Raw genomic sequence first — 26,538 nt, 5'->3', positions numbered from 1 at the left:
GTTTTAACAGGGTTTTTATTTTATAAAAAAACTCCAACAACCTTTCTACACTATCCATACATACAAAAAATACAAAACAAAGGCCGTCTGAAATGCTCTTTCAGACGGCCTTTTGAGGTTTCTATATCTATATTCTTAGTCGGCGAACTGTTTTTTCATTCGTTCGCGTCGCTCTTGCGCTTCTACGGACAATGTCGCGGTCGGACGTGCCAGCAGGCGTTTGAGGCCGATGGGTTCGCCGGTATCGGCACAGAAACCGTAATCACCTTCGTCAATGCTGCGGATAGTCGCTTGCACTTTATTGAGAAGTTTACGCTCACGATCGCGGGTGCGCAGTTCTAAAGCGTATTCTTCTTCTTGAGTAGCTCGATCAGCAGGATCGGGAGCGGATTCGTGCTCTTGAAGATGGCCGGTAGTGGTGTTTGCATTTTCAATCAGCTCTTCTTGCATTTTAACCAGTAGTTCGCGGAAGAAGGCCAATTGGTCGCTGTTCATGTAGTCCTCTTCAGGACCATCCCAGTTTAAAATATCTTGTTCTGTCAGCTTTGCCATGGTGTCTGCTTTCGGTTTGTTGTTAATGATTTGGATGCTACGGGTTTGCTTTTATTGGGTTTTCTTGAATTTCCGTTTTGGAAATTGGGCGAATCATATCATGTTTTACCTATTCATTTGTTCTTTATATTTCGATTTGCACTTTTTTGCACTACCTTACACCTAAATGTATTAAAGCGCTTTTTAGGACGTTGTATTTTTGGTCGTTAATACCTGCTGCGCTTTCAGACGGCCTATTGAAGCAACCATAGGTTGGTTTGCTGGATAAGTTGGGGAAACCATCGGGCCAGCCACAACCATAATAAGAGTGCCAACAAACTGCCTGAAAAATCGTATCGCCCTACGCGCAAGAAGGAAAACGGTTTGAGCAATGGTTGTAGAATTCGTTCGATGGCATAAGTCAACGGCGAATAGCGGCCCTGTATGCTGGACACCATTCTAATAATCAGACCGATAAATAATGTATAGGCCGCGGCTTTCAGCATATGGAGTACGGCAAACCAAAAGTTTGCCAAAATCAGCTTATTGCTGATGGACAGCGCCGGCGAGATGAAAATAATGGCGGTACAGGCAAGGTAGTACACCAGAAAACCTGAAGGCAAACAGTACCAATCGGTTTTCTTACCGGATGGAAATGCTTTTTGCCAAGGTTTGGTCAGCCAGCCTGTTGCCTGTATGCTGAATTTGAGCAGGGGGTGTTCTGCTGCCAATCCTGCGTATCGGAGCAAAAAGCGCGTGATACACAGGATGGCAACAGCGTCTGCCAATAATAAGAGCAAGTCGCCGCGCATGTTCAGACGGCCTTATATTGTTGCGCCATTTCTTGCGAACGTTTGACGCAGGCTTCTACGCCCTGTTCGATGGCTTCGGCAACGTGACGGGCTTTGAAGGTTTCGATGGCTTCGTGTGTCGTGCCACCTTTGGAAGTTACGTTTTGCTGTAATTGTGCGAATGCTTCGCCGGTTTGTTCGGCCAAAGCCACTGCGCCTTTAAATGTAGCGAGGCTCAGTTCGCGTGCGTCTTGTTCATTAAAACCTTGTGCCAAAGCCGCATTTTGGAGCGCGCCCAACAAATAGAAAACATAGGCGGGGCCGCTGCCGCTGATGCCGGTAATATTGTGGAGTTGCTCTTCCTCGTTCAGCCAAACGGTTGTGCCGACAGAGCGCATGATGCCGTCTGCAGCTGTACGGTCTGCTTCTGAAACGCCTGCATCGGCAAACATACCGGATACGCCCAAGCCGATTTTGGCCGGCGTATTGGGCATGATGCGCACGATACGGCGTGTACCGCCCAGATAATGGCTGAGGGTATCGATGGACAAACCAGCTGCTACGGACAACACCAGCGCACCATTCAAACGGATGTTTTGACAGGCTGCCTGCATGTCTTGCGGTTTGACGGCGAGGATGAGGACGTCGTCCGCACTCAATTCGGGCAGGTTTTCAGAAGTGGCTACGCCCAATTCTTGCACCAGTTGCTCCCGTCTTTCGGCGCCGCGTTCGACAATGTGGACACGATAGCCGTCTTGTTTGACCAAACCGCCTGCAATGGCAGTCGCCATATTGCCGCCGCCTAAAAAGTAGATGTTCATAAATTTCCTTAATTTTTTAAATCAGATACATTTGCTGAGGTCGTCTGAAATACCGTTTCCATCATACCGACAAAATTTCAGACGACCTTTTTACCAACGGACGCTTTCAGGCAGTGATGTTCGGTATAAACCCTGTTTTTCCAAACAATCCAATCCTTCTTTTTTAAAAGTTTCCGCTAAAGGGCGTTTATCGCGGGTTTGCCAAGCTAGCCCGCAAGCTTCAAACTTTTTGATTTTCCTACTGAAATAATCATTAGCTGCGGTACGATAAGCATTATCGTCAATAGAATAATTCCCGTCCGCCAAACGCTTCCCGCGGAAACCCTCGATAGAAGGCGGCGGTTCGCCTTTAATTTCCCAAAAATCTATTGCTGCCGGCTTTTTGGGTTTGCACCAGCCCGATAAGGACTCACATTGATACCAGCCCATCAACCGACAACCCGTTAAGGTCAAACCAAGCAAAACGACCGAGATAATCTGTTTCATTGGCTGCCTTCTCCTTTTTGTTTTTGTTCCCGTCTGCCGAAAATCGCGCTGCCGATGCGGACATGGGTTGCGCCGCATTCTACCGCGATTGGCATATCTCCGGACATACCCATAGACAAAACATCTGCTTCGACGCCTGCCGCATTCAACTCAGCCAACAACCGCTGCATGGTGTGAAACTGACTGCGCAACTCATCGTCGCTGCTGTCGGCCTTGGCCACACACATCAATCCGCGTACTTTAATATTCGGCAACTTGGCCACTTCAAGGGCCAGCGCAACCGCTTCAGCGGGCGCCACGCCGTGTTTCGCCTCTTCCGCGGCAATGTTCACTTCAATACACACTTGCAACGGCGGCATTTCAGACGGCCTTTGTTCGCTCAAGCGCCGCGCCGTTTTCAGACGGCCTATCGTATGCACCCAATGTGCGCGTTCGGCCACAAATTTGGTTTTATTAGACTGCACATCGCCGATAACGTGCCAAACAATATCCGGCAAATCGACCAGCGTTTCCGTTTTTTCAAACCATTCCTGAATATAGTTCTCGCCAAAATCGCGCTGACCGGCCGCATACACTTCGCGGATATCGTCTGCCGGAAACGTCTTGCTGACCGCTACCAGCTTCACCGCATCCGCAGGCCGTCCTGCAGCCTTAGCCACCTGTTCAACCGCCCGGCATACGTCCTGATAGTTTTGTTGCAATACCGACATGGTTTTCTCCTTTAACCCGTTCATCACTCGGCATTTTGAAAATTTTACTTGGTCGAACGGATTTATCTATTTAAAATAAAGCGATTTTATTATTCTAAACCAAAACAAGGCCACATTATGCAGATTACCGACTTACTCGCGTTCGGCGTGAAAAACAAAGCCTCCGACCTCCATTTGAGTTCTGGCATTTCCCCCATGATACGCGTACACGGCGACATCCGCCGCATCAACCTGCCCGAGATGAGCTCGGAAGAAGTCGGTACCATGATTACCTCGGTCATGAACGACCACCAGCGCAAGCTCTATCAACAGGATTTTGAAGTCGATTTCTCATTTGAGCTGCCTAATGTTGCCCGTTTCCGCGTCAACGCCTTTATGACCGAACGCGGCCCGGCTGCCGTATTCCGTACCATTCCGAGCACCGTCCTGACGCTGGAAGAATTGCGTGCGCCGCGCATTTTCCAAAAAATTGCCGAAAATCCGCGCGGTTTGGTCTTGGTAACCGGCCCGACCGGTTCGGGTAAATCCACCACACTGGCGGCGATGGTCAACTACATCAACGAAACCCAACCGGCCCACATTCTGACCATCGAAGACCCGATTGAATTCGTCCACCAAAGCAAAAAGGCGCTCATCAACCAACGTGAGCTGCATCAGCACACCCACAGCTTCACCAACGCCCTGCGTTCCGCACTGCGCGAAGACCCAGACGTCATTTTGATCGGTGAGATGCGCGACCCTGAAACCATCTCCCTCGCCCTGACCGCCGCCGAAACCGGCCACTTGGTTTTCGGCACGCTGCACACGACCGGCGCCGCCAAAACCATCGACCGTATTGTCGACGTATTCCCAGCAGGCGAAAAAGAAATCGTGCGCTCCATGTTGTCCGAATCCTTGCGCGCCATCATTTCCCAAACCCTGCTGAAAACCCGCGACGGCAACGGCCGCGTCGCTGCACACGAAATCCTGATTTCCACACCGGCCGTGCGCAACCTCATCCGCGAAAACAAAATCGCCCAAATCAACGCCGCCCTCCAAACCGGTCAGGCCCACGGTATGCAAACCCTCGATCAAGCCCTGCAAACCCTTGTCCGCCAAGGCACCATCAGCCCAGAGCTGGCACGCAGCAAGGCGCAAAACATCGAAAACCTCTCTGTTTTCTAAATCATACTCAGGCCGTCTGAACCCCATCATCCCGTTTTCAGACGGCCTTTCAGCCTGACCGAATACCCGTTTTAAAGAGAATCATCATGAGCGATCTCGCCCCTCTGCACGACCTGTTAAGCGAAATGGTGCAAGCCTACTCACAAAAAAACCAAGCACCGCACATCCCCACCCCGGCCGAAATCGGCACGCATCTTCACCCCCTGCTCGACCGTATGTGTGAAGAGGCCGAAAAACGCAACGCATCCGACATCTTCATCAGCGCAGGCTTTCCCCCAGCCATCAAAGTCGGCGGCACCCTCACGCCCATGCCCCACAAAGCGCTGACCGGCGCGGACACCGCCGCCATCGCCGAATCCACCATGAACCCCGACCAGCTCGAAGCCTTCAACCGCGACTGGGAAATCAACTATTCCGTCCAATCGCGCAGCAACACGCGCTACCGCGTCAACGCCTACCACGAGCAAGGCCGCGTCGGCATGGTATTGCGCCGCGTCAGCCAAGACATTCCCGAAATGAAGACCCTCGGCTTACCCGAAAAGCTCCAAGAGCTTGCACTCGCACCACGCGGCCTGCTAATCCTCGCCGGCCCGACCGGTTCGGGTAAATCCACCACCATGGCCTCCATGCTCAACTACCGCAACCAAAAGCTGCCCGGCCATATCGTTACCATCGAAGACCCCATCGAGTTTATCTACAAACCTTGCCGCAGCATCTTCACCCAGCGCGAAATCGGCATCGATACCGACAACTGGAAAATCGCCGTTCAAAGCGCCATGCGTCAAGCGCCCGATGTCGTCTGTATCGGCGAAGTCCGCAGCGAAGAAAGCATGGAATACGCCCTCCAACTGGCTCAAACCGGCCATCTGTGCGTTTTCACCATCCATGCCAGCACGGCCTCCCAAACCATCGAGCGCATCATCAACTTCTATCCGGAAGACCGCCGCCAACAAGTTTTGATGGATTTGGCGTTAAACCTCGTCGGCATCATCGGCCAACGCCTCACCGTCAAGAAAAACCGCCAACGCACGGCCGTTACCGACCTCCTGCTCAACACGCCGGCCATGCAGGACTTGATTTTCAAAGGCGAATTGCTGGAAATCCGCGACCTGATGGCACGCTCCGGCAGCAACGGCATGCAGACGTTCGACCAAAACCTCTTCAACCTCTACGCACAGGGCCAAATCGAACTCAGCGAAGCCCTGCGCCAAGCGGTATCCGCCAACGATTTGCGCCTGCGCATTCAAATGCACGACGAGGGCAACAATACCGAACGCCTCTACGACCGCATCAGCGACCTCAACCTGATGACCTGATGACGCAGGCCAAACAAGGCCGTCTGAACAGATGTGGAAACGAAATCAAGTATTTTCCCGTATCCGTTCAGACGGCCTTATCCTATCTCAAGCATTCTGAAACCGACTGAAAATCCTGTTAAAATCCAATCATTCATCTCATAACAAATAAAACAACCCAATCATGAAAACTCCGCCGCTCAAACCTCTGATCATTGCCTCCCTACCCGTCTTCGCCAGCGTGTTCATCGCCGCCACCCTCGTTTGGCACTTCGACACGCCCAAGCTCGTCATGCCCTTCGTACTCGGCATTATTGCCGGCGGTTTAGTCGATTTGGACAACCGCCTCACAGGCCGTCTGAAAAACATCGTCATCACCGTTGCCCTGTTCACCCTCTCCTCGCTGCTTGCCCAAAGCACCATCGGCACAGGCGTTCCCTTCATCTTGGCCATGACCCTGATGACTTTCGGCTTCACCATCCTCGGCACCGTCGGCCTCAAATACCGCACCTTCGCTTTCGGTGCGCTCGCCGTCGCCACTTACACCACGCTGACCTACACACCCGAGACCTACTGGCTGACCAACCCCGTCATGATTCTGTTGGGCACTGTCCTATACAGCGTCAACACCCTGATCTTCCAAATTATCCTGCCCCACCGCCCCGTCCAAGAAACCGTCGCCAACGCCTACGACGCACTCAGCAACTACTTCGATGCCAAAGCCGACTTTTTCGATCCCGACGAAGCCGCATGGTTGGGCAACCGCCAAATCGACTTGGCCATGAGCAACACCGGCGTGATTACTGCCTTCAACCAATGCCGCGGCGCACTTTTCTACCGATTGCGCGGCCAACACCGCCATCCGCGTACCGCCAAAATGCTGCGCTACTATCTCTGCGCGCAAGACATGCACGAACGCATCAGCTCCGCCCACGTCGATTACAGTGAAATGGCCGAGCAGCTCAAAAATACCGACCTCATCTTCCGCATCCGCCGCCTACTCGAAATGCAAGGCCAGGCGTGCCGCAACGTTGCCTCCTCCCTGCGCAACAACAAACCCTACGCATACAGCAAACGCCTCGGCCGCGCCATGGAAGGCTGCCGCCAATCCCTCGGCCATTTTGCCGAGACCCATGCCGATAATGCCAACCTTCACAATATCCGCCGTCTGCTCGACAACCTCAGCAGCGTCGATTACCAACTGCGGCAATTGCAAAACGATGCGTCCCTTGCCGAAAACGACAACGCCGACACCCGCATCGCCGCCCTTGAAAACACCAAGTTCCGCAATATCGGCGAAACCGTCCTCAGCCAGCTCAATTTCGAATCCGGCGTCTTCCGCCATGCCACCCGCCTCTCCATCGTCGTGGCCGCGGCCTGCATCATTGTCGAAATCCTTCATCTCAACCTCGGCTACTGGATTCTGCTGACCGCCCTTTTCGTCTGCCAGCCCAACTACACCGCCACCAAAAGCCGCGTGTACCAACGTATCGCAGGCACGATTCTCGGCGTGATTGTCGGTTCGCTCGTTCCCTACTTCACCCCGTCTGTTGAAACCAAGCTTTGGATTGTCATCGCCAGCACCACCCTGTTTTTCATGACCCGAAGCTACAAATACAGCTTCTCCACCTTCTTCATCACCATCCAAGCCCTGACCAGCCTTTCACTTGCCGGTTTGGACGTGTACCACGCCATGCCCATCCGCATCATCGACACCATCGTCGGTTCCGTTATCGCATGGGCCGCCGCCACCTACCTCTGGCCCGATTGGCGTTACCTCACCCTCAGCCACACCGCCGCCCAGACCATCACTGCCAACGGCCGCTATCTTGACGCCATCCTCGACCAGCTGCAAAACGGCAGCCGCGACGATTTCGACTACCGCCTTACCCGCCGCCAAGCCCACGAAAGCACCGCCGCCCTCAGCAGCACCTTATCCGACATGAGCAGCAACCCGAAAAAATACCAAGACCGCCTGCAAGACGGTTTTACCCTGCTCAAAACCAGCTATGCACTGACCGGCCACATTTCCGCGCTCGGCGCATACCGCGACCAAGTCCGAATCGACGGCAACGACGGCTTTGCCCCCTATGCCAAGCTGACCCACCACATCGCCGAGTTGCTGACCCAAATGCCCCAAACCGACCCCGAGGCTTTTGAAACGGCCATGACCCAAATCCGTCAGGAATTTGCCGAGCTTGAACAAAACACACAAGCGCAGCAAGACCACATCCTCAAACACCAGCTCGACCTGATCATCCGCCAGCTTACCCCGTGCTATCAGGCATTGCACCGACAAGCCGACGTAGAGGCCGTCTGAAAAGAGCCGGACGCTTTCCAGCCTGTTTAGCAACAAGTCTGCCAATCATCAGCGTTGAATCCAGCTGAACCCTTTCTCCAATAAACACCTAAAAACAAAAGGCCGTCTGAAACCTGATTTCCAGATTTCAGACGGCCTTTATTTTTAACAATCGATATTAAAACCGATTACGCGCTGCGTTTTTCCAAGGCAGCAACGGCAGGCAACTCTTTGCCTTCCAAGAACTCAAGGAACGCGCCGCCGCCGGTAGAAATGTAGCTGATTTGATCGGTTACGCCGAATTTGGCAATCGCCGCCAAAGTGTCGCCGCCGCCGGCAATCGAGAACGCATCGCTTTGGGCAATCGCTTCGGCCAATACTTTGGTACCGCCGGCAAATTGGTCAAACTCAAATACGCCGACCGGGCCGTTCCATACGACCGTACCGGCAGCTTTGAGCAAATCGGCCAAAGCAGCGGCGGATTTCGGGCCGATGTCCAAAATCATGTCGTCTTCGGCAACATCGGCAATGTCTTTCACCACAGCTTCCACATCAGCGGCAAAGGCTTTAGCGACAACCACATCGGTCGGCAGCGGAACAGAGCCGCCTTTGGCCGCCATTTTCGCCATAATTTTTTTGGATTCTTCCACCAAATCGTGTTCGGCCAAAGATTTGCCGATGGCTTTGCCTTCTGCCAACAGGAAGGTATTGGCAATGCCGCCGCCGACGATGAGTTGGTCGACTTTATCGGCCAAAGATTCGAGGATGGTCAGTTTGGTAGACACTTTGCTGCCGGCAACGATGGCAACCATCGGATGAGCCGGTTGTTTCAGGGCTTTGCCCAAAGCGTCGAGTTCGCCCGCCATCAACACGCCGGCGCAGGCAACCGGTGCGGCTTGGGCGACGGCTTCAGTCGAAGCCTGGGCGCGGTGGGCGGTACCGAATGCGTCGTTGACGAACACGTCGCACAAAGAAGCGTAGGCTTTGCCCAGCTCCAAGTCGTTTTTCTTCTCGCCTTTGTTGATGCGCACGTTTTGCAGCATCACGACATCACCGGCGTTCAAAGTCGGTTTGTTTTCACGCCAGTCGTTCAATACTTTCACGTCTTTGCCCAACAGTTTGCCCAAATGCGCGGCAACAGGCGCTACATCGTCTTCAGGATGGAATTCGCCTTCGGTCGGACGGCCGAGGTGGGTCATCACGATCACAGACGCGCCGTTGTCCAAGCAGTATTTAATGGATGCGAGCGAAGCGCGAATACGGGTGTCGTCGCTGATGTTGCCGTCTTTGAACGGTACGTTCATATCGGCGCGGATCAGAACGGTTTTACCTTGAACATTTTGTTCGGTCAGTTTCAAAAATGCCATGATGATTCCTTTGTGATGGTTGGAAACGGGAATGTTTGGGATTATCCGCGAATGAGGCGCGACGGTAAAGATTGGCAATGGCCGCGCTTGATGTGAATCAGCAGATAAAGCTACAGGCCGTCTGAAACATTCGGCCAATCTTTCAGATTTTCCGCTATACTTTGGCGATTGATTTTCATTTTACGGATTAAACCATGTTACGCCGAATTGCTTTAATGCTTGCCTTCGTGCTGCCTGCCTCCTCATGGGCGCAGACGCTTTCTGAAACCCTGCCCAACGGTCTGAAAATCATCGTCAAAGAAGACCACCGCGCGCCTGTGGCCGTTTCGCAGATTTGGTACAAAATCGGCAGCGTGGATGAAAAACCGGGCAAAAGCGGCCTGAGCCACGCTTTGGAACACATGATGTTTAAAGGCACGAAAGACGTTCCCTCCGGCGAATTCAACCGCCGCGTATCCGAGCTGGGCGGACAAAACAATGCCTACACCAACCGAAATGAAACGGTGTATTACGAAAACGTCGCCGCCGCCAACCTGCCCGAGATTCTGAAGCTCGAAGCCGACCGCATGCACAACCTCAACTTCAGCGACAAAGAATTCCTCAACGAGATGAACGTCATCCGTGAAGAACGCCGCCAGCGCACGGAAGACACGGCCGACGGCAAAATGTGGGAACAAGCCTATCTTGCCGCCTTTACCCAACCGTCGATGCGCGCCTCCGTCATCGGCTACATGAAAGATTTGCACACCCTAAAAGCCGACGACCTGCGCGCGTGGTACAAACAATATTACGCGCCCAACAATGCCGTATTGGTCATTGTCGGCGATGTCGATGCCAAACAAACGCTTCAGACGGCCGCCAAACTCTTTGGCGATATTCCGGCCAAAGCCCAGCCGCCGCGCAACAAACTCCATACCGAACCCTATTTGCGCAAGCCTGTTACGGTCAAAGCCACTTCTCCGGTTACACACCAGCCGCTGATTGCCATCAACTTCCGTGTACCGAAACTCCAAAAACTCGATGACACGATGCCTTTCGCCCTCGACATCCTCTCCGATATTTTGGCAGGCAACGCATCCAGCCGTTTTGATAAAAACCTCGTGCGCGGCAAGCAAACCGCATTGAACGCAGGAACGCATTACGACATCATCAGCCGTGAAATGCCGCTGTTCAGCGTAATGGCCATGCCTGCCGAAGGCGTGAAAACCGATACTTTGATTGCCCAGCTGCGCCAAGAAATCAAAGACATTGCCGACCACGGCGTTTCCGAAGAAGAATTGCAGCGCGTCAAAACCCAGGCAGCAGTCAACGAAATCTACGCCAAAGACTCCATGTCTTCCCAAGCCTCCATGATGGGCCGCCTCGAAGCGCGCGGTTTCCAATATACCGACGAACAAGAAATCCACCGCCGCTTACAGGCAGTCAGCGCACAAGAAGTACAGGCTGCCGCCCGGATGTTGACCGACGAGCGCATGAGTACCGTCATCATCGAGCCGCAAAAAGCTGCCGCCGCGCCAAGCAAAAAAGCTGCCAAACGCCGATAAACATCAGGCCGTCTGAAAGCCCATACCCTTTCAGACGGCCTTAACAGAAAGCCACAACATGAAACCCACCCTGCTCGCCCTTGCCCTACTCCTGCCCTTAAGCGTCCAAGCCGCCACCGACATCCAACGCTGGCGCAACCGCGACGGCACCCAAATCCTCCTTGTCGAACGCCACGAAAACCCTATCATCGACCTTGAAGTCAGCTTCAAGGGCGCAGGCAGCGTCGCCAATCCGGACGGCAAAAGCCAAGTTGCCGAATTTACCGCCGCCCTCCTAACCGACGGCACCCAAGAGCTGGACGAAGAAGCCTTCAATGCCGAAGCCGACAACATCGGCGCACAAATCAGCAGCAACAGCAATGCCGAAAGCGCATCAGCAGGCTTCCGCAGCCTCAGCAAAGCCGACATCCGCGACAAAGCCGCCAACTTGCTCAACCACTCGCTGACCCGTCCGCGCTTTGACGAAGCCGTTTTCCGCCGCCGTCAAATCCAATCCATTACCGGCTTGCAACAACAAGAAACCACCCCCGATTACACCGCCACGCGCGAACTGACCAAGCTTATCTACCCGAACCACCCCTACGGCAGCGGCGCAAACGTAACCGTTGACAGCCTCAAACGCGTTAGTCTGGACGATATCCGCGCTTTCCACCGCACCCACTACGGCAAAGACAACGCCATCGTCGCCATCGTCGGCGACCTCAACCGCAAACAGGCAGAGCAACTGGTCGAGCGCGTCCTCAAAGACCTGCCGGCCAAAGCCACCGCAACCCACGCCATCCCGCCCGTTCCCAAACAAACCGCCCAACGCCGCGACATCCCCTTTGCCGGCACACAGGCACAAATCCTGCTCGGCACTTCCCTCTTCAAACGCCATGACCCCGACTATTACGCCCTCATTGCCGGCAACTACATCCTCGGCGGCGGCGGTTTCGACAGCCGCCTCATGAAAGTTTTGCGCGACCAACACGGTTACACCTACGGCGTATACAGCAGCCTCGCCCCGGCGACAGAAGAAGGCACGTTTACCGTTTCCTACTCCACCCAAAAGAAAAACACCAAAGCCTCACTGGCCGACACCCAAGCCGTCATCGAGCAGTTTATCGCCGAAGGCCCGACCGAAGCCGAGCTGAAACAGGCCAAAGCCAACATCGTCGGCGGCTTTCCCCTGCGCTACGACTCCAACGACAAACTGCTCAACTACCTGAGCCTGATCGGCCTCTACAACCTGCCCAACGACTACTTGGAAGTCTATCCCAAAGCCATCAACAGCCTAACCGTCGAACAAGTCCGCGACGCATGGAAACGCCGCGTCAAATTCAAAGACCTCAACACCGTCGTTGTCGGTGCAGAATAAAACGCTTTAAAACAACAGGCCGTCTGAAAGGTTTTTCAGACGGCCTGTTTTCATTCTGTCGGTTTGCTTACTTGTCATCAGAGGCCACTCTAATCAATAAAATATCGGTCACAATCAGCTGTTGTTGTACATTTATAATGAAAGCGAAGACATCATAAATAGCATTTCTATTACTGAAACCAACAAATAAAAAAGGCCGTCTGAAACCTTGAAACAGGTTTCAGACGGCCTTTTGTAACCGGTCAATTACTTATTCAACCGTTACCGATTTAGCCAAGTTGCGCGGTTTGTCCACGTCTGTACCGCGTGCGAGGGCGGCGTGGTAAGACAGGAGTTGCACGGGGATGGTGTGCACAATCGGCGAGAGTACGCCGACGTGGCGTGGGGCGCGGATAACGTGCACGCCTTCGGTAGCGTTGAAGTTGCTGTCGAGGTCGGCGAAGACAAACAGTTCGCCGCCGCGTGCGCCGACTTCCTGCATATTAGCTTTTACTTTGTCCAACAGGCTGTCGTTCGGGGCAATCACGACAACAGGCATGTTCTCATCCACCAAGGCCAACGGGCCGTGTTTCAACTCACCCGCAGGATACGCTTCGGCGTGGATATAGGTAATCTCTTTCAGCTTCAATGCGCCTTCAAGGGCGATTGGGAAGTGGATACCGCGGCCGAGGAAGAGTGCGCTGGTTTTCTTGGCAAATTTTTGCGCCCAAGCGGCGATTTGCGGCTCCAGATTGAGAGCGTGCTGAATGCTGCCCGGCAGTTGGCGCAGTTCTTCAACGTATTCACGCGCTTGTTCGTCAGAAACCAGGCCGCGCTGTTTGCCCAAGGTAACGGCCAGGCCGAACAGGACAACCAGTTGGGTCGTGAACGCTTTGGTAGAGGCAACGCCGATTTCTGCGCCGGCGCGTGTGTACAGTACCAACTCGCTTTCACGCGGCAGGGCGGATTCCATCACGTTACAAATAGACAGGCTGTGTTTGTGTCCCAAGGATTGCGCGTATTTCAGGGCTTCCATGGTATCCAAAGTTTCGCCGGATTGGGAAATGGTGATGACCAATTGTTTCGGATCGGCAATCACGTCGCGGTAGCGGTATTCGCTGGCAATTTCGACGTCGGTTGGCACTTTGGCAATGGATTCGAGCCAGTATTTGGCGGTCAGCGCGGCATAGTAGGACGTACCGCAGGCAAGGATTTTGATGCTGTGGATATCGTCGAACACGTCGCGGGCGTTGGCACCGAAATTTTCAGGTTCAAAACCGCCGTCCAAGAAGACTTCGGCAGTATCGGCGATGGCGCGGGGTTGTTCGTGGATTTCTTTTTGCATGAAGTGGCTGTATGGGCCCAACTCCAAAGAAGCCAAAGATAATTCGGACACTTTAATCGCGCGTTCGGTTTGCGCACCGGTTTTGTCGAGCAGTTTTTCGATACCGTTTGCGTTCAGCAGGGCGATGTCGCCGTCTTCCAAGTAAGCGATGCGGCGGGTAAAGGCGATCACGGCGGATACGTCGGAAGCGATGAAGGTTTCTTGGTCGCCCAAGGCCACCAACAGCGGGCAGCCCATGCGCGCAACAACCATTTGTTCGGGGTTGTCTTGTGCGATAACGGCAATGGCGTATGCGCCGTGGAAACGGGCAGTCGCAGCTTGGACGGCTTCAAACAGTTTGCCGCCGTTTTGTGTGTATTCGTGGTTGACGCTGTGGGCGATGACTTCGGTATCGGTTTGCGATTCGAAGGTGTAACCCAACGCTTGCAGGCGTTCGCGTTCGGCTTCAAAGTTTTCGATGATGCCGTTGTGGACAACCGCGATCATGCCGCCGGAAATATGGGGGTGGGCGTTAGGCTCGGTTACACCGCCGTGGGTTGCCCAACGGGTATGGCCGATGCCGATATGGCCGAACACGCCTTTTTCGCGCGCGGCGTCCTCCATCAGCTGCACACGGCCGACGCGGCGGACGCGTTTGATTTTGCCGTCCATGTTGACGGCGATACCCGACGAATCGTAGCCTCGGTATTCAAGGCGTTTGAGACCGTCGGTCAGAAAATCGACTACATTGTGATTGGCGCGAATAGCACCTACGATACCGCACATATAAGTTCCTTAGTATCAAAAGTTTGAGAAAATGACTGCTGCTCCGGCTCCCGAAAGCGGCAGTCGGAAAACGCCGTTTTATATTCATTGAAACGGCAAATCTGGGTTTCAGACGGCCTGTTGTTTCTCAAGGCCGTCTGAAAACAAATAAAAGACCGGCCTTACTTCTTATCGCCTTTTTCCGGACGCACCCAGCCTTCGATGACGGTTTGGCGAGAACGGGCGAGAACAAGTTTGCCGTCTTCGCAATTGCGGGTAATCGCGCTGCCCGCGCCTGTCGTCACTTTGTTGCCGAGGGTAACGGGGGCAACCAGTACGCAGTTTGAACCGATGCGCACTTCGTCGCCGATGACGGTTTTGTGTTTGTTCACGCCGTCGTAGTTGGCAATAATCGTGCCGGCGCCGAAGTTGGTTTTGCTGCCGATCTCGGCATCACCGATGTAGGTGAGGTGGTTGGCTTTGGTGCCGTTGCCGATGGTGGCGTTTTTGACTTCGACGAAGTTGCCGATGTGTACGTCGTCGGCCAGTTTGGCTTGCGGACGCAGGCGGGCGTATGGGCCGATTTGGTTGTTTTCACCGACTTCGCAACCTTCAAAATGGGAGAATGGGGCGATTTTGGTGTTGGCACCGATTTTGGCGTTTTTGATCACGCAGTTGGCACCGATTTCGACGTTGTCGCCGAGTTCGACTTCGCCTTCGATGACGACGTTGACGTCAATCACGACATCTTGTCCGTGTTTCAGACGGCCTCGTAAATCGAAACGTGCCGGATCGCGCAGGGTTACGCCTGCTTTGAGCAATTCTTGCGCCTGTTCGGTTTGGAAAATACGCTCGAGTTCGGCCAGTTGGAGTTTGTTGTTCACGCCGGCGGCCAGATGGGAGGCGCGGACTTGGACGGGATGAACTTTGATGCCGTCGGCAACGGCTTTGGCGATGAGGTCGGTCAGATAGTATTCGCCTTGGGCATTGTTGCTGGAAAGGCTGTTCAACCAAGCTTCGAGTTTGGCGTTGGGCAGAACCAAAATGCCGGTATTGATTTCTTTCACGGCCTTTTGGACGGCATCGGCGTCTTTTTCTTCGACAATGGCGGTTACGCTGCCGTTGCTGTCGCGGATGATGCGGCCCAAACCTGTCGGGTCGTTAGGCACGTCGGTCAACAAGCCGACTTCGTCGCCTGCGGCTTCGAGCAGGGTTTCGAGGGTGGCTGCGTCAATCAGGGGGACGTCGCCGTACAACACCAGCGTGCGGCCTTCGGCAGACAGGTGCGGCAGGGCGGTTTTGACGGCGTGGCCGGTACCGAGCTGTTCGGTTTGTTCAACCCAAACGACATCGCGTTTGACGGTGTCCAAGACTTGCTCTTTGCCGTGGCCGATGACGACGCAGATGTTTTGGGGATTCAGGGAGGCGGCGGTGTCGATAACGCGCTCAACCATGGGAAGGCCGCCGATGCGGTGCAGCACTTTGGGCATTTTGGAGTACATGCGCGTGCCTTTGCCGGCGGCGAGGATAACGATATTTAAAGCTGTCTGAGCCATGATACGGTTTCCGTTGTGGTTGTTTGAGGCCGTCTGAAAAGTGTGGCAACAAGTGTTGGTTGTTTTTCACTCCGTTTCAGACGGCCTTGGGGATATTGTTATTCGGTTGCTGGCTGTTGGTTGGCAAATTGCGGTTTTTGCCAGTGCTGGCCGGGTTCGCCGTGTTCAGCATGATCCGCTTGATTGGATTGGACGGCGCGGCGCTCAGGGCGGAACTGGTTGTAATTCATGTTTTTAGAATAAGTACCGTCCTGATAAACGATAGGTGTGCCGGTAGCATATTTTTGTCGTACGGCGGTACGGCCGGATTCGTTGGTGTAGGTTTCCCAAGAGCAACCGGCCAAAACGGCAGCGGCGGTCAGAATTAAAGCGAGTTTACGCATGATGTTGTCCTTGTTTTAAGTGTTGGAAATACTGTGTATTGTACTGGTTTTTTAAAAATTTCATGGCAGGTTTTGTGCAAAATCAAGCAAGCCCTGCATATCTTTTGCTATGCCGTCGGCAAATGGCAACGGATGGGCTTTTTCGCCGTACCAAACGGTCTTCATGCCCAAGGCTTTGGCTTGGTGCAGATTGTCGGCGCTGTCGTCCACCATGATGCACTGTTCGGGTTTGACGCCCAACAGGCGGCAGACGTTGAGATAGGCTTGCGGATTGGGTTTGTAGAACAGGCCGAAGTCGTCCGTGCCGAACAAGCCGTCAAAATGTGCTTCCAAGCCCAACGCTTCAACCAATGCGCGGACATAAAACGAAGGCCCGTTGGAAAATACGGCTTTTCGCCCTTTCAGACGGCCTAAAACGTCATCAGTTCCATCCATACCCTCCACCTTTGCCAAAATTTGCTTAAGTGGATGACTTTCACGCAAAAATTCATCGATATCGACTTCGGGGTGATGGATTTGCAAACCGGCAAGCGTCGCGCCGTATCGGTGCCAATAATCTTGGCGCAGGTGGGAGGCAGCTTCTTCGGAAAGTTTCAGACGGCCTGCCATGTATTCGGTCATGGCGCGGTTGATGATGTAGAAAATGCCGGCTTCGGCATTGTGCAAAGTATTGTCGAGGTCAAACAGCCAAACGGGGGAATGATTCATATCGTGCCTTGATATGCAGATTTTGTTATGATATTTCGTATTTTACCCGTACAAAGGAAAGAGAATGAAACTGAAATTGTCCACCCTCGCCCTGTTGCTGGCTTCGGCAAATCTGTACGCCCAAACCGAAGTGCGTCTGGCCGTGCACAAATCCTTCAGCCTGCCCCAATCCGTCATCGCGCAATTTGAAAAAGCCAACGATGCCAAAGTGTCCGTCATCAAGGCAGGCAGCGGCAACGAAATGCTCAACAAGCTGATTTTGAGCAAAGCCAACCCGATTGCCGATGCGGTTTACGGTTTGGATAACGCCAACATCGGCAAAGCCAAAGCCGCCGGCATCCTCGCCGCCAACCAACCCAAATCCGCACCCGTAACCGCCTCCCTGCCCGATGCGCTGGCTGTCGATTACGCCTATGTCGCCATCAACTACGACAAAAAATGGTTTGAACAGAAAAAACTGCCCCTGCCACAAACCCTGCAAGACCTGACCAAACCGGAATATAAAAACCTTCTGGTAACCCCGTCTCCCGCCACATCCTCGCCCGGCCTCTCCTTCCTCTTGGCCAACATCGGCGGCATGGGTGAAGAAGGCGCGTTCAAATGGTGGGCGCAAATGCGCCAAAACGGCGTGAAAGTTGCCAAAGGCTGGAGCGAAGCCTACTACACCGACTTCACCCAAAACGGCGGCGCCTATCCCCTCGTGGTCAGCTATGCCACCAGCCCTGCGGCCGAAGTCCACTACTCCAAAGGCAAATACAGCACCCCGCCCACCGGCAACCTCTTCCTCAAAGGCGGCACATTCCGCCAAGTTGAAGGCGCGGCCGTTTTGAAAGGCGCAAAACAACCCGAGCTGGCGGCCAAACTGGTGAGCTGGCTGCAAAGCGGCGAAGTGCAAAAAGCCCTGCCTGCCGAAATGTGGGTCTATCCGGCAGTCAAAAACACACCGCTGCCCAAAGTATTCGAGTTTGCCCAAACCCCGAAACACAGCGATTCCCCAAACCGTGCCGACATCAACACCAAACAAAAACAATGGGTGAGCCGTTGGAGCAAAACTGTTTTACGTTAAACCGAAAAACTTAAAAACACATCAAGGCCGTCTGAAAAAACAAATCATTAGTTTTTCAGACGGCCTTGTTTTACAATAACCTTTTAAACAACTTCACACGCACACACAATTATGAATTTCGATCTTCAAGTCCTCTCTTCGTTCTCCGGCTGGGAGCAACTCGCCCAAACCGGCATGTCTTTCGGTACCAACCTGCTGGCCGCCTTAGCCATCTTCTTTATCGGCCGCTGGATCGCTACACGCTTGGTAACACTGATGAAAGCTGCGCTGACACGCGCCAAAGTCGATAAAACACTGGTCAGCTTCCTCGGCAACGTCGCCAACATCGGCCTGCTGATCCTCATCATTATCGCCGCACTGGGCAAACTCGGTATCCCGACCACTTCCGTGACCGCCTTGATCGGTGGCGCAGGCTTGGCCGTGGCTTTGTCTTTGAAAGACCAACTGTCCAACTTCGCCGCCGGCGCGCTGATTATCCTGTTCCGCCCATTTAAAGTCGGCGACTTTATCCGTGTCAACGGTTTTGAAGGTATCGTCCGCGAAATCAAAATGGTGCAGACCTCTTTGAGTACGCCGGACAACGAAGAAGTCGTCCTGCCCAACAGCGTGGTCATGACCAACAGCATCACCAACCGCTCCTCCCTGCCCCTGTGCCGCGCCCAAGTCGTTGTCGGCGTCGACTACGCCTGCGACTTGAAAGCCGCCAAAGCCGCCGTATTGAGAGCGGCAACCGAGCATCCATTGTGTGTTCAAACCGAAGAACGACCTGCCGTCGTATACATTACCAACCTTGGCGACAGCGCCATCGAAATTACCCTTTGGGCGTGGACGCAAGAAGAAAATCTCGGCCCGTTCCGATTCGCCCTGAACGAGCAAGTGGTTGAAAACCTGCGTGCCGCCAACATCAACATCCCGTTCCCACAATGTGATGTCCACCTCATTCAGCCGAAAGCCTGATTTCAGCTTTCAGGCCGTCTGAAACCCGGCGGGTCAAACGCCCGCCCCATTCCACCCTTTTCCATAAGGAGCCGCCATGTCCCATCTGCAAACCATCGCCGAACACCTGACCAGCCGCCGCCAAACCGTTACCTGCGCCGAGTCCTGCACCGGCGGCCTGCTTGCAGGTGCGCTGACTTCCATTCCCGGCAGCTCGCAGTGGTTTCACCAAAGCTTCGTCACATACAGCAACCAAGCCAAACAAGACCGCCTCGGCGTCATGCCCGACACCTTGCTGAAACACGGCGCGGTCAGCCGCGAGACCGTCTATGAAATGGCTCGCGGCGCAAAAGCCGTCGCGCAGGCAGATTACGCCTTGAGTATTTCAGGCATCGCCGGCCCTGGCGGCGGCAGCGCGGCCAAACCGGTCGGCACAGTCTGGTTCGGCCTGGCCACGCCCGAAGACTCGTTTGAGCAAACCGCGCTATTCACAGGCGACCGCGAAGCAGTAAGGGCGCAAGCCGTCGAATACGCATTGGCTTTCTTGGCGAAACATTTAGTTTGATAGAAAAACTCAGGCCGTCTGAAATCTGGAAATCAGTTTTCAGACGGCCTTTTATTATCTATTCAAACCATCGGCGGATTTATACGCCCAAAAGCTCTTTGCCGAGGAAGCTGCCTTTTTCGACACCCGGCAGGACGAAGAAATAGCCGCCGCCAAACGGGCTGATGTATTCCTCCAGCGGCTCGCCGTTGAGCAGGTTTTGCACGAAGATGAAGCCGTCGGCAAGGTTGGCCTGATAGCAGATAAAAATCAGGCCGACATCGAGCTGGCCGTTGGCGGCGAGGCCGCGCGAGTAGTTGAAGGCGCGGCGGTAGAGCAGGTGTTTTTTCATAAACTCCGGATCGCGCGGATTGGCAAGGCGCATATGGCTGTCTTTGGGCGTGATTTTGCCGTCTGGGTCTTTGGCGAAATCGGCGGTGTCGCCCTCTTTTTTACCGTCCATGGGCGCGCCGCTGTATTTGCGCCGGCCGAAAATATCGGTTTGTTCCTGCATCGGGGTACGGTCCCAAAACTCGACAAAGTGGCGGATGAGGCGGACGGCCTGATAGCTGCCGTTTTTCGCCCATGCCGGTTCGTCCAAGCTGTTGGCGGCAACGCCCGTCCACAGGACTTGATCGGCGACTTTGGGATCTTCGACTTTGGGATTGCCTGAGCCGTCGCGGAAACCTAAAAGGTTGCGTGCGGCAATGGCGCCGGGTTCGGCTTTAGGGAGCCAACCGTCTATGCTCCAACGGATCACGGCAAACTGGGCGGTGTTTTTGATGATGTCGCGCAGGGCGGCTTGGCAGGTTTCGGGGGAGAATGCGCAAATTTGCAGGCTGAGGTCGCCGTCGCACCAAGATTTTTGGAGTTTGTCGTTAGGAAAGTCGCGCATTTCCTGCAGGTGTTTCGGCTTTTTGTCTTTGAGGCCGAAGCGGTCGTCAAAGAGGCTGCTGCCGACGCCGACGGTAACCGTCAGCCCATCGGGGCGGAATTGTTTGCCGAGGATACCGCTGCCCGCAGGCGGGAGCTTGTCATCGCCGTCTTGGTATTCGCCGCCTTGGGTGAGGAATTCGATGCGGGCGGTCAGGGCACGGAACAGGTTTTCAAGTTGTTTGGCATCTTTGGCGGTAACGTCAAAGGCACACATGATGCCGAAGAGCTGGTGTGGCGTGACGATGCCTGCCTGATGCTCGCCATAACACGGATAGGCCAGCTCGGAATGTTGGTTGTTTTGGGTTTCAGCGGCGGCTTCGCCTTGTTTTTTACCGGCAAAATAACCGGCAACGCCGATGGCGCCGGCGGCAAGGGCAGTTTTGAAAAGGGTTCGTTTTTCGGGTTGTGCCGGTTGTTTGTTTTGGCTCATGGTCTGCTCCTTGGCAGGGAACGGAAAGATTGCAATCGTGTGAAGTAAGGTTGGTTTTCAAGCATATTTGTGTGGGCGACAATAAGATTCAGACGGCCTTTCAATATCCAAAGGCCGTCTGAAAACGCGTCATCTTATTTCAAACCCAAAATGCCGCGCAGTTTGGCCAAGTCTTCTGCCAAGGCATTAATCGGCGCCTGCAGGGCTTTGCGGTCTTCTTCGCTCAGTTTGTCGTACAGCTCGAAGCCGTCTTGTTTTTTGTATTTCGCCAAAATGTCTTCAACCTGTTTGAAGTTGGCATCGGTTTTTTCCAACAGCGCTTTGTCTTTGGCTTCAATCAGCGGACGGAACAAATCAACGATTTTTTTGGAGCCTTCCACATTGGCTTGGAAGTCGCTCAAGTCGGTATGGCTGTAACGGTCTTCTTCGCCGCTGATTTTGCTGCCGGCCACTTCTTCAATCAGTTCGGACGCGCCGCCGACCACCTTACCCGGAGGAAACGCCAATGCGTCGATTTCTTTTTGCAGTGCTTCGACATCGGTCATCAGTTTGGCTGCAATTTCCTTCACGCCGGATACGTCTTTTTCTACCCAAAGGGCGTGTTCGATACGGTGGAAGCCGGTAAATCCGGCATCTTTCGCACCGTCTTTGAAGTCGTCTTCACGCGCATCGATGACGGGGTCGAGTTCGCTGAAAAGCTCGGCAATCGGTTCGATACGTTCGTAATGGACGCGGGTGGCGGCAAACAGGGATTTGGCCTTTTCAATGTCGCCGGCTTTAACGGCTTCGGTAAAGGTTTTGGTTTTCGCCACCAGCTCTTTAACCTCGCCTTGAACGTAAGCTTTATAGTCGGCGAGCGGTTGGGACAGTTTTTCCAAATCCGCTTCGTTGGCAGTATCTTTGAAGCCGCTGTCGGTAACAATCAGCTTACCGCGCGGATTGGTCAACAGGCCGCAAGTCATTTCATATTCGCCCGGCAGCAGGGTAACGGTCATTTTGTCGGATAAACCCGGGGCGATGTTTTCACGCTCGTCCACCACCATCACGCCTTTCAGGATTTCCCATTCCAGCTTGCGGCCGCTGTCGTTTTTAATATTGAACACGACTTGGCCGCTGGGGACGGTCAATTCCATTGGTTCACAAGCAGTATCGTTCACGCCGATATTGACCGAACCGTCGGCATTGGCGGCAGCGGATGCGCCTGAAGCGGCAGGCGCGGCTTTTTCGGCTTCAGGCGGCTGACACGCGGTCAAACCCAGAGCCAACATTACGGACAAAGCAGTCAGATTGAATTTTTTCATTTTCATTCCTTTTTATTTAGTTAACGTTTTTGCTGGCGCACTGCCGCGCAAAAACCAAATCATGACGGGAACCAGATACAGCAGCCAAATCAGGACTTCGCCTTCGGTTGGGTGGTCGGTATAGCCGAAGAAACCGCCGAGCAGCACGCCTAAAGGGCTGTCTTCATGCAAATATTTCGATGTGTCGAAAGCAATATCCTGCATCACATTCCATACGCCGGCCTCATGCAGCGCGCGAAACGAACCAGCCAGCAGACCGGCCGCCACTACAATCAAAAACGCGCCCGTCCAACGGAAAAACTTCGCCAAGTTCAGGCGCATACCGCCCTGATAAATCAGCGTACCGATGACAACCGCCACCAACAGCCCCAACACCGCGCCTATCGGCATAGACCATGTCGGGCTTTGCTGGAACACGGCCAGCAGGAAAAACACGCTCTCCAACCCTTCACGCGCCACAGCCAAAAACGCCATGCCGACCAAGGCCCAACCCTGGCCGCTGCCGCGGTTCAAGGCCGACTGAACAGAATCCTGAAGATGCTGTTTCATCGAACGTGCGGCCTTTTTCATCCACAAAATCATGTACGTCAGCATGGCCACGGCCACCAGGCCGATGACGCCGACCACCAATTCCTGTTCTTTTTGCGGAATCTCGCCAGTAGCGGAATGAATGCCGTAACCAATACCCAAACACATGGCCGCAGCCAAAAACACGCCCAGCCAAACCTTCGGCATCAGCTCGCTGTGTCCCGACTGTTTTAAAAAACTGGCAACAATGCCGACGATCAGGGCGGCTTCAATGCCCTCGCGCAGCATAATCAAAAAAGCAATCAGCATAAAAAACTCTAAAGTGAAACGTTCATTTGTTAACGCATTTATAACGCTTTACGCTTAATAACGCAAATTATTTTTATTTTTTAATAACCCCATATTTATTAAGATTTTTTAAAATAAAATAACGGACGTAATCAATAAAAACTAAAAGGCCGTCTGAATAAGGCCGTCTGAATTTTATTTTTTCAGACGGCCTTAATTTATCTAAGCAATTGTAAATAAATAATAAAAAAGTTCCATAGTATAAATTTCCCTATCAGTGATATTTTCAGAATTTATCAAATTTAAAAGGTTGATTTACAACAAAAATTAAAACCGCCTTATCTTTTATAGTTGGCATATTGCTGGTGCAATCAGCAATCCATGACATAACAAATGCATAACAAAGGAACCTCCTATGCCACGTTTGAAACTCTACCAAATCGTTCTGGCTTTGGCCGTTTCTGCCGCGTTGACCGCCTGCGGTGAGAAAACTGCACAAACTACTGAAACTCCTCAAGCTGCTTCTGCCGCGAGCGCTGCCGATGCCTCCGCAAGCACCGCCGCCGTTTCAGCCCCTCAAAATTCTGCCGATGTTTCTGACGAAGACAAAGCCCTGTTGGAACGCGCGCAAGCTACGTTCAAACCTTTGCCTGACGCAGCAGAAATGCAAAAAGTCCGTCCGTTTACCGAAGAACAGGTCAAACTCGGCCAACAACTTTGGTACGAAAACCGCCTGTCCAAAGGCAACACCGTCAGCTGTAACTCTTGCCACAACTTGGCAACTGCCGGCGTAGACAACATGCCGACCAGCGCGGGTCATAAAAGCCAATTCGGCGGCCGTAACTCCCCAACCGCTCTGAATGCCGCCTTGTTGGGCAGCTAATTCTGGGACGGCCGTGCAGCCGATGTGGAAGAACAAGCCGGCGGTCCATTGCTCAACCCTGTTGAAATGGCCAATGCGACCGAAGCCGATGCCGCCGCAAAAATCGCCGGTATTCCTGAATACCAAGAAAAATTCAAAGCCGCATTCCCTGAAGACGGCGCGGTTTCCTTCAAAAACATCACCACCGCATTGGGCGCGTTTGAACGTACCCTGCTGACCCCGACCCGTTGGGACGACTACCTGAAAGGCAACGTATCTGCCCTGAGCGAACAAGAACGCAAAGGCGTACGCGCATTTATGGACAACGGCTGTATCGCTTGTCACAGCGGCGTCAACTTGGGCGGTACCATGTTCCAAAAATTCGGTTTGGTAGATGGTCCTTACTGGAAACACATCGACGATCCTAAACACGACAAAGGCCGTGCGGACGTAACCAAAAAAGCCGAAGATGAATTCTTCTTCCGTGTTCCCGGCTTGAGAAACGTTGAACGCACCTACCCATACTTCCACAACGGCAGCGTTTGGGAATTGGATAAAGCCGTCAACATCATGGCAAAAGCTCAATTGGGTAAAACTCTGGCTCCGGAAGAAACTGAAAACATCGTTGCCTTCTTGAAAGCCCTCTCCGGCAATGTTCCTGAATCTGCCCGAACCATGCCTGAGCTGCCTGTATCCACCGATGTCAAATCCCGACCTGACAACAAATAAGGTTTAGCGCAAAACAAAGGCCGTCTGAAAATCCGTTTCAGACGGCCTTTTTGTTGCCAGCCATATGGGCGCCTTTGTTTCACGATTCCACACAATATGGTAATCTTGAGCCGATTTTCACCATACATCCGAAAGGAACATCATGAGCCTGATTATTGAAGACTTGCAAGAAGGCCACGGCAAAGAAGCCGTCAAAGGCAAAGAAATCACCGTACATTACACCGGCTGGTTGGAAGACGGTACCAAATTCGACTCCAGCCTCGACCGCCGTCAACCGCTGACCATCACTCTGGGCGTCGGCCAAGTAATTAAAGGTTGGGACGAAGGCTTCGGCGGCATGAAAGAAGGCGGCAAACGCAAGCTGACCATTCCTTCCGAAATGGGCTACGGCGCACACGGTGCCGGCGGCGTGATTCCTCCGCACGCGACTTTGATTTTTGAAGTCGAGCTGCTGAAAGTGTACGAATAAGCATTTGACGCTTCCAAAGGCCGAGGCCGTCTGAAACCCGAAGTTTGGTTTTTCAGACGGCCTGTTTTTATCAAGATTCGGTATAATGCCCTCTTTTACAAGTAAACCATTTCCCAAGGAACCCCCATGCTTTTACCCGAACAAGTCAAAACCCTGATTGAAGGCGTTACCCCTTGCGAACACGTCGAAGTCGAAGGCGACGGCCATCACTTCTTCGCCGTAATCGTTTCCTCCTCATTTGAAGGCAAAGCCCGCCTCGCCCGCCACCGCCTGATTAAAGACGGCCTCAAGCCGCAACTCGAAAGCAACGAATTGCACGCGCTGTCTATTTCCGTTGCCGCCACTCCGGCCGAATGGGCGGCCAAACAGGCTTAATTTGAAATCAAACAAAAGGCCGTCTGAAAACTTTTCAGACGGCCTTTTTCATACATGTCAAACAGCGCAGGCAATCAATACAAACGCCAAACCGCATTCGACAACACGCAATCGCGGTGTCAACCCTACCGGCACAACCGCCAAACTAGCCCTGCCGTTTCGGGAAAAACTGCACCACATTCTCCCCTTGCGGCAACACCAATTTCTTCACGGCATGGCCGTACACGGTTTCAAGCGTGATGTTCAGACGGCCTTCGTTGGCAAAAATCTTATCCACACATTCCTTGGCCGCTTGCGGATTGCTGAACTTCAACGCATTCCACAATCCCAAGGTTTCCATGTCCTGCCAAAACGTCGCAGCTTTTTTATAGCCCAACTCAAGCTTGGCCGTGTCGGTTACCGGATCGTAAAAGCCGTTGTCGGCGAGCATATCGCCCAAGTCGTGCATATCAATCAGCGTGGGCGCTTCGCATTCGATGCCTTCATGGTTCAGACGGCCTGTCAGTTCGGTCAGGCTGTCGCGGCCAAAGTGCGTGAAAAACAATAATCCGTCGGTTTTCAAAGCAGCGGCCCAGTTTTTCAATACCGGCAAAATATCGTCGGCGCGGCTGAGGCTGAGGTTGGCCCACAACATATCAGCGGATGCTTCGGGCAACGGCGCGGTCAGGGCTTGGCAATGCTGCGGGATGGTTTTGCCGGTCAGCTTCTGCCAAAAACCGCCTTTACGCGCGGCGGCGGCGGTTTTCAAAAAATTGGCATTCGGATCGTATTCTTCAAACACGGCGTCGGGATAACGCGCGACCAGCAGGCTGCGGCTGATGTCGGCATCGGCACCAATCAGCATGATGCGTTTGGGTGCATTGCGGACCAGCTGCAGGCGCTCGTCGGTGTCTTGGGCGAGATGGCGGTGAATTTGCCAGCGTTTGTCTTGTTCGGTCATGGTGGGTCGTGTCAGCGGGCTTTGCCCGGCAATGTTTTTATGGTTTAAGTCTGT

General features: G+C 53.5%; 24 protein-coding genes and 1 pseudogene. 11 read left to right on the top strand and 14 right to left on the bottom strand.

Going from position 1 to position 26,538, the window contains the following annotated elements; genetic code table 11:
• Positions 1-135: 135 nt before the first annotated feature.
• The 5 genes from dksA to HMPREF3047_RS05545 all read right to left on the bottom strand — a co-directional run bounded on the left by dksA (position 136) and on the right by HMPREF3047_RS05545 (position 3,339).
• Entirely contained in the window at positions 136-552 is a 417-nt protein-coding gene (gene dksA / locus HMPREF3047_RS05565) for an RNA polymerase-binding protein DksA (protein WP_049344904.1), read from the bottom strand.
• A gap of 233 nt (positions 553-785) precedes the next feature.
• Positions 786-1,343 carry a YggT family protein gene (locus HMPREF3047_RS05560; protein WP_070584544.1) on the bottom strand — a complete coding sequence of 186 codons (558 nt, stop codon included), beginning with the start codon at positions 1,341-1,343 and terminating at the stop codon, positions 786-788.
• A gap of 2 nt (positions 1,344-1,345) precedes the next feature.
• Positions 1,346-2,143 carry a pyrroline-5-carboxylate reductase gene (gene proC, locus HMPREF3047_RS05555; RefSeq protein WP_070584542.1) on the bottom strand — a complete coding sequence of 266 codons (798 nt, stop codon included), beginning with the start codon at positions 2,141-2,143 and terminating at the stop codon, positions 1,346-1,348.
• 90 nt (positions 2,144-2,233) lie between these two features.
• Positions 2,234-2,629, bottom strand: a complete 396-nt coding sequence (locus HMPREF3047_RS05550) for an RNA-binding protein (protein ID WP_070584541.1) — start codon at positions 2,627-2,629, stop codon at positions 2,234-2,236.
• Positions 2,626-3,339 carry a YggS family pyridoxal phosphate-dependent enzyme gene (locus tag HMPREF3047_RS05545; RefSeq protein ID WP_070712499.1) on the bottom strand — a complete coding sequence of 238 codons (714 nt, stop codon included), beginning with the start codon at positions 3,337-3,339 and terminating at the stop codon, positions 2,626-2,628. The genes HMPREF3047_RS05550 and HMPREF3047_RS05545 overlap by 4 nt, the downstream gene beginning before the upstream one ends.
• A 117-nt stretch (positions 3,340-3,456) precedes the next feature.
• Between HMPREF3047_RS05545 and HMPREF3047_RS05540 the strand changes: the two genes are divergently transcribed.
• The 3 genes from HMPREF3047_RS05540 to yccS all read left to right on the top strand — a co-directional run bounded on the left by HMPREF3047_RS05540 (position 3,457) and on the right by yccS (position 8,118).
• Positions 3,457-4,503, top strand: coding sequence for a type IV pilus twitching motility protein PilT (locus tag HMPREF3047_RS05540; RefSeq protein WP_004519239.1), 1,047 nt, complete (start codon positions 3,457-3,459; stop codon positions 4,501-4,503).
• A gap of 86 nt (positions 4,504-4,589) precedes the next feature.
• Positions 4,590-5,819, top strand: coding sequence for a PilT/PilU family type 4a pilus ATPase (locus tag HMPREF3047_RS05535; RefSeq protein WP_049322964.1), 1,230 nt, complete (start codon positions 4,590-4,592; stop codon positions 5,817-5,819).
• Between the two features lie 163 nt (positions 5,820-5,982).
• Positions 5,983-8,118, top strand: a complete 2,136-nt coding sequence (gene yccS, locus HMPREF3047_RS05530; RefSeq protein ID WP_070712497.1) for a YccS family putative transporter — start codon at positions 5,983-5,985, stop codon at positions 8,116-8,118.
• Positions 8,119-8,285: 167 nt separating this feature from the next.
• Here yccS and HMPREF3047_RS05525 read toward each other — a convergent pair whose 3' ends face one another.
• Entirely contained in the window at positions 8,286-9,464 is a 1,179-nt protein-coding gene (locus HMPREF3047_RS05525) for a phosphoglycerate kinase (RefSeq protein ID WP_070712493.1), read from the bottom strand.
• Positions 9,465-9,658: 194 nt separating this feature from the next.
• On the opposite strand from HMPREF3047_RS05525, the gene HMPREF3047_RS05520 reads away from it, so the two are divergent.
• The gene (locus tag HMPREF3047_RS05520) at positions 9,659-11,008 is read left to right on the top strand and encodes a M16 family metallopeptidase (protein ID WP_070712492.1); all 1,350 of its coding nucleotides are present in this window, start codon (positions 9,659-9,661) and stop codon (positions 11,006-11,008) included.
• A 58-nt stretch (positions 11,009-11,066) separates the two neighbouring features.
• Positions 11,067-12,365 (top strand): M16 family metallopeptidase, encoded by a 1,299-nt coding sequence (locus HMPREF3047_RS05515; RefSeq protein ID WP_070712490.1) that lies wholly within the window; start codon positions 11,067-11,069, stop codon positions 12,363-12,365.
• A 250-nt stretch (positions 12,366-12,615) separates the two neighbouring features.
• Here HMPREF3047_RS05515 and glmS read toward each other — a convergent pair whose 3' ends face one another.
• The 4 genes from glmS to HMPREF3047_RS05495 all read right to left on the bottom strand — a co-directional run bounded on the left by glmS (position 12,616) and on the right by HMPREF3047_RS05495 (position 17,080).
• Positions 12,616-14,454, bottom strand: a complete 1,839-nt coding sequence (gene glmS / locus HMPREF3047_RS05510; RefSeq protein ID WP_070712487.1) for a glutamine--fructose-6-phosphate transaminase (isomerizing) — start codon at positions 14,452-14,454, stop codon at positions 12,616-12,618.
• Positions 14,455-14,615: 161 nt separating this feature from the next.
• Positions 14,616-15,989 (bottom strand): bifunctional UDP-N-acetylglucosamine diphosphorylase/glucosamine-1-phosphate N-acetyltransferase GlmU, encoded by a 1,374-nt coding sequence (glmU, locus tag HMPREF3047_RS05505; protein WP_049344914.1) that lies wholly within the window; start codon positions 15,987-15,989, stop codon positions 14,616-14,618.
• A 98-nt stretch (positions 15,990-16,087) separates the two neighbouring features.
• Positions 16,088-16,372, bottom strand: coding sequence for a membrane lipoprotein lipid attachment site-containing protein (locus HMPREF3047_RS05500; RefSeq protein ID WP_070584528.1), 285 nt, complete (start codon positions 16,370-16,372; stop codon positions 16,088-16,090).
• A gap of 60 nt (positions 16,373-16,432) precedes the next feature.
• Positions 16,433-17,080, bottom strand: a complete 648-nt coding sequence (locus HMPREF3047_RS05495) for a pyrimidine 5'-nucleotidase (RefSeq protein WP_070712485.1) — start codon at positions 17,078-17,080, stop codon at positions 16,433-16,435.
• Between the two features lie 64 nt (positions 17,081-17,144).
• Between HMPREF3047_RS05495 and HMPREF3047_RS05490 the strand changes: the two genes are divergently transcribed.
• The 3 genes from HMPREF3047_RS05490 to HMPREF3047_RS05480 all read left to right on the top strand — a co-directional run bounded on the left by HMPREF3047_RS05490 (position 17,145) and on the right by HMPREF3047_RS05480 (position 19,647).
• On the top strand, positions 17,145-18,146 hold the full coding sequence (locus tag HMPREF3047_RS05490) for a thiamine ABC transporter substrate-binding protein (protein ID WP_070712482.1): 1,002 nt from the start codon (positions 17,145-17,147) through the stop codon (positions 18,144-18,146).
• A gap of 111 nt (positions 18,147-18,257) precedes the next feature.
• Positions 18,258-19,103, top strand: a complete 846-nt coding sequence (locus HMPREF3047_RS05485) for a mechanosensitive ion channel family protein (protein WP_070712476.1) — start codon at positions 18,258-18,260, stop codon at positions 19,101-19,103.
• Between the two features lie 76 nt (positions 19,104-19,179).
• Positions 19,180-19,647, top strand: coding sequence for a CinA family protein (locus tag HMPREF3047_RS05480; protein ID WP_070695222.1), 468 nt, complete (start codon positions 19,180-19,182; stop codon positions 19,645-19,647).
• 79 nt (positions 19,648-19,726) lie between these two features.
• On the opposite strand, the gene efeB is transcribed toward HMPREF3047_RS05480, so the two are convergent.
• From efeB to efeU, 3 genes are all read right to left on the bottom strand, one after another.
• Positions 19,727-20,992, bottom strand: a complete 1,266-nt coding sequence (gene efeB, locus HMPREF3047_RS05475) for an iron uptake transporter deferrochelatase/peroxidase subunit (RefSeq protein ID WP_070631554.1) — start codon at positions 20,990-20,992, stop codon at positions 19,727-19,729.
• 134 nt (positions 20,993-21,126) lie between these two features.
• Positions 21,127-22,293 carry an iron uptake system protein EfeO gene (gene efeO, locus HMPREF3047_RS05470; protein ID WP_049333129.1) on the bottom strand — a complete coding sequence of 389 codons (1,167 nt, stop codon included), beginning with the start codon at positions 22,291-22,293 and terminating at the stop codon, positions 21,127-21,129.
• Positions 22,294-22,305: 12 nt separating this feature from the next.
• Positions 22,306-23,130 carry an iron uptake transporter permease EfeU gene (efeU, locus tag HMPREF3047_RS05465; RefSeq protein ID WP_070712474.1) on the bottom strand — a complete coding sequence of 275 codons (825 nt, stop codon included), beginning with the start codon at positions 23,128-23,130 and terminating at the stop codon, positions 22,306-22,308.
• A gap of 394 nt (positions 23,131-23,524) precedes the next feature.
• Here efeU and HMPREF3047_RS05460 point away from each other — a divergent pair.
• The 3 genes and pseudogenes from HMPREF3047_RS05460 (at position 23,525) to HMPREF3047_RS05450 (ending at position 25,544) form a co-directional block, all read left to right on the top strand.
• A pseudogene (locus HMPREF3047_RS05460) lies at positions 23,525-24,700 on the top strand (cytochrome-c peroxidase).
• A gap of 139 nt (positions 24,701-24,839) precedes the next feature.
• Positions 24,840-25,169 (top strand): FKBP-type peptidyl-prolyl cis-trans isomerase, encoded by a 330-nt coding sequence (locus HMPREF3047_RS05455; protein ID WP_094192864.1) that lies wholly within the window; start codon positions 24,840-24,842, stop codon positions 25,167-25,169.
• Between the two features lie 126 nt (positions 25,170-25,295).
• Positions 25,296-25,544 carry a BolA family protein gene (locus HMPREF3047_RS05450; protein WP_003686612.1) on the top strand — a complete coding sequence of 83 codons (249 nt, stop codon included), beginning with the start codon at positions 25,296-25,298 and terminating at the stop codon, positions 25,542-25,544.
• A gap of 145 nt (positions 25,545-25,689) precedes the next feature.
• On the opposite strand, the gene HMPREF3047_RS05445 is transcribed toward HMPREF3047_RS05450, so the two are convergent.
• Positions 25,690-26,484 carry a class I SAM-dependent methyltransferase gene (locus HMPREF3047_RS05445; protein WP_070646283.1) on the bottom strand — a complete coding sequence of 265 codons (795 nt, stop codon included), beginning with the start codon at positions 26,482-26,484 and terminating at the stop codon, positions 25,690-25,692.
• Positions 26,485-26,538 lie beyond the last annotated feature (54 nt).

This window comes from Neisseria sp. HMSC075C10 (genome assembly GCF_001815615.1).
Lineage (GTDB): Bacteria > Pseudomonadota > Gammaproteobacteria > Burkholderiales > Neisseriaceae > Neisseria > Neisseria subflava_A.
The sequence above is the reverse complement of the archived record's forward strand: the minus strand, read 5'-3'. Positions and strand labels throughout refer to the sequence as shown.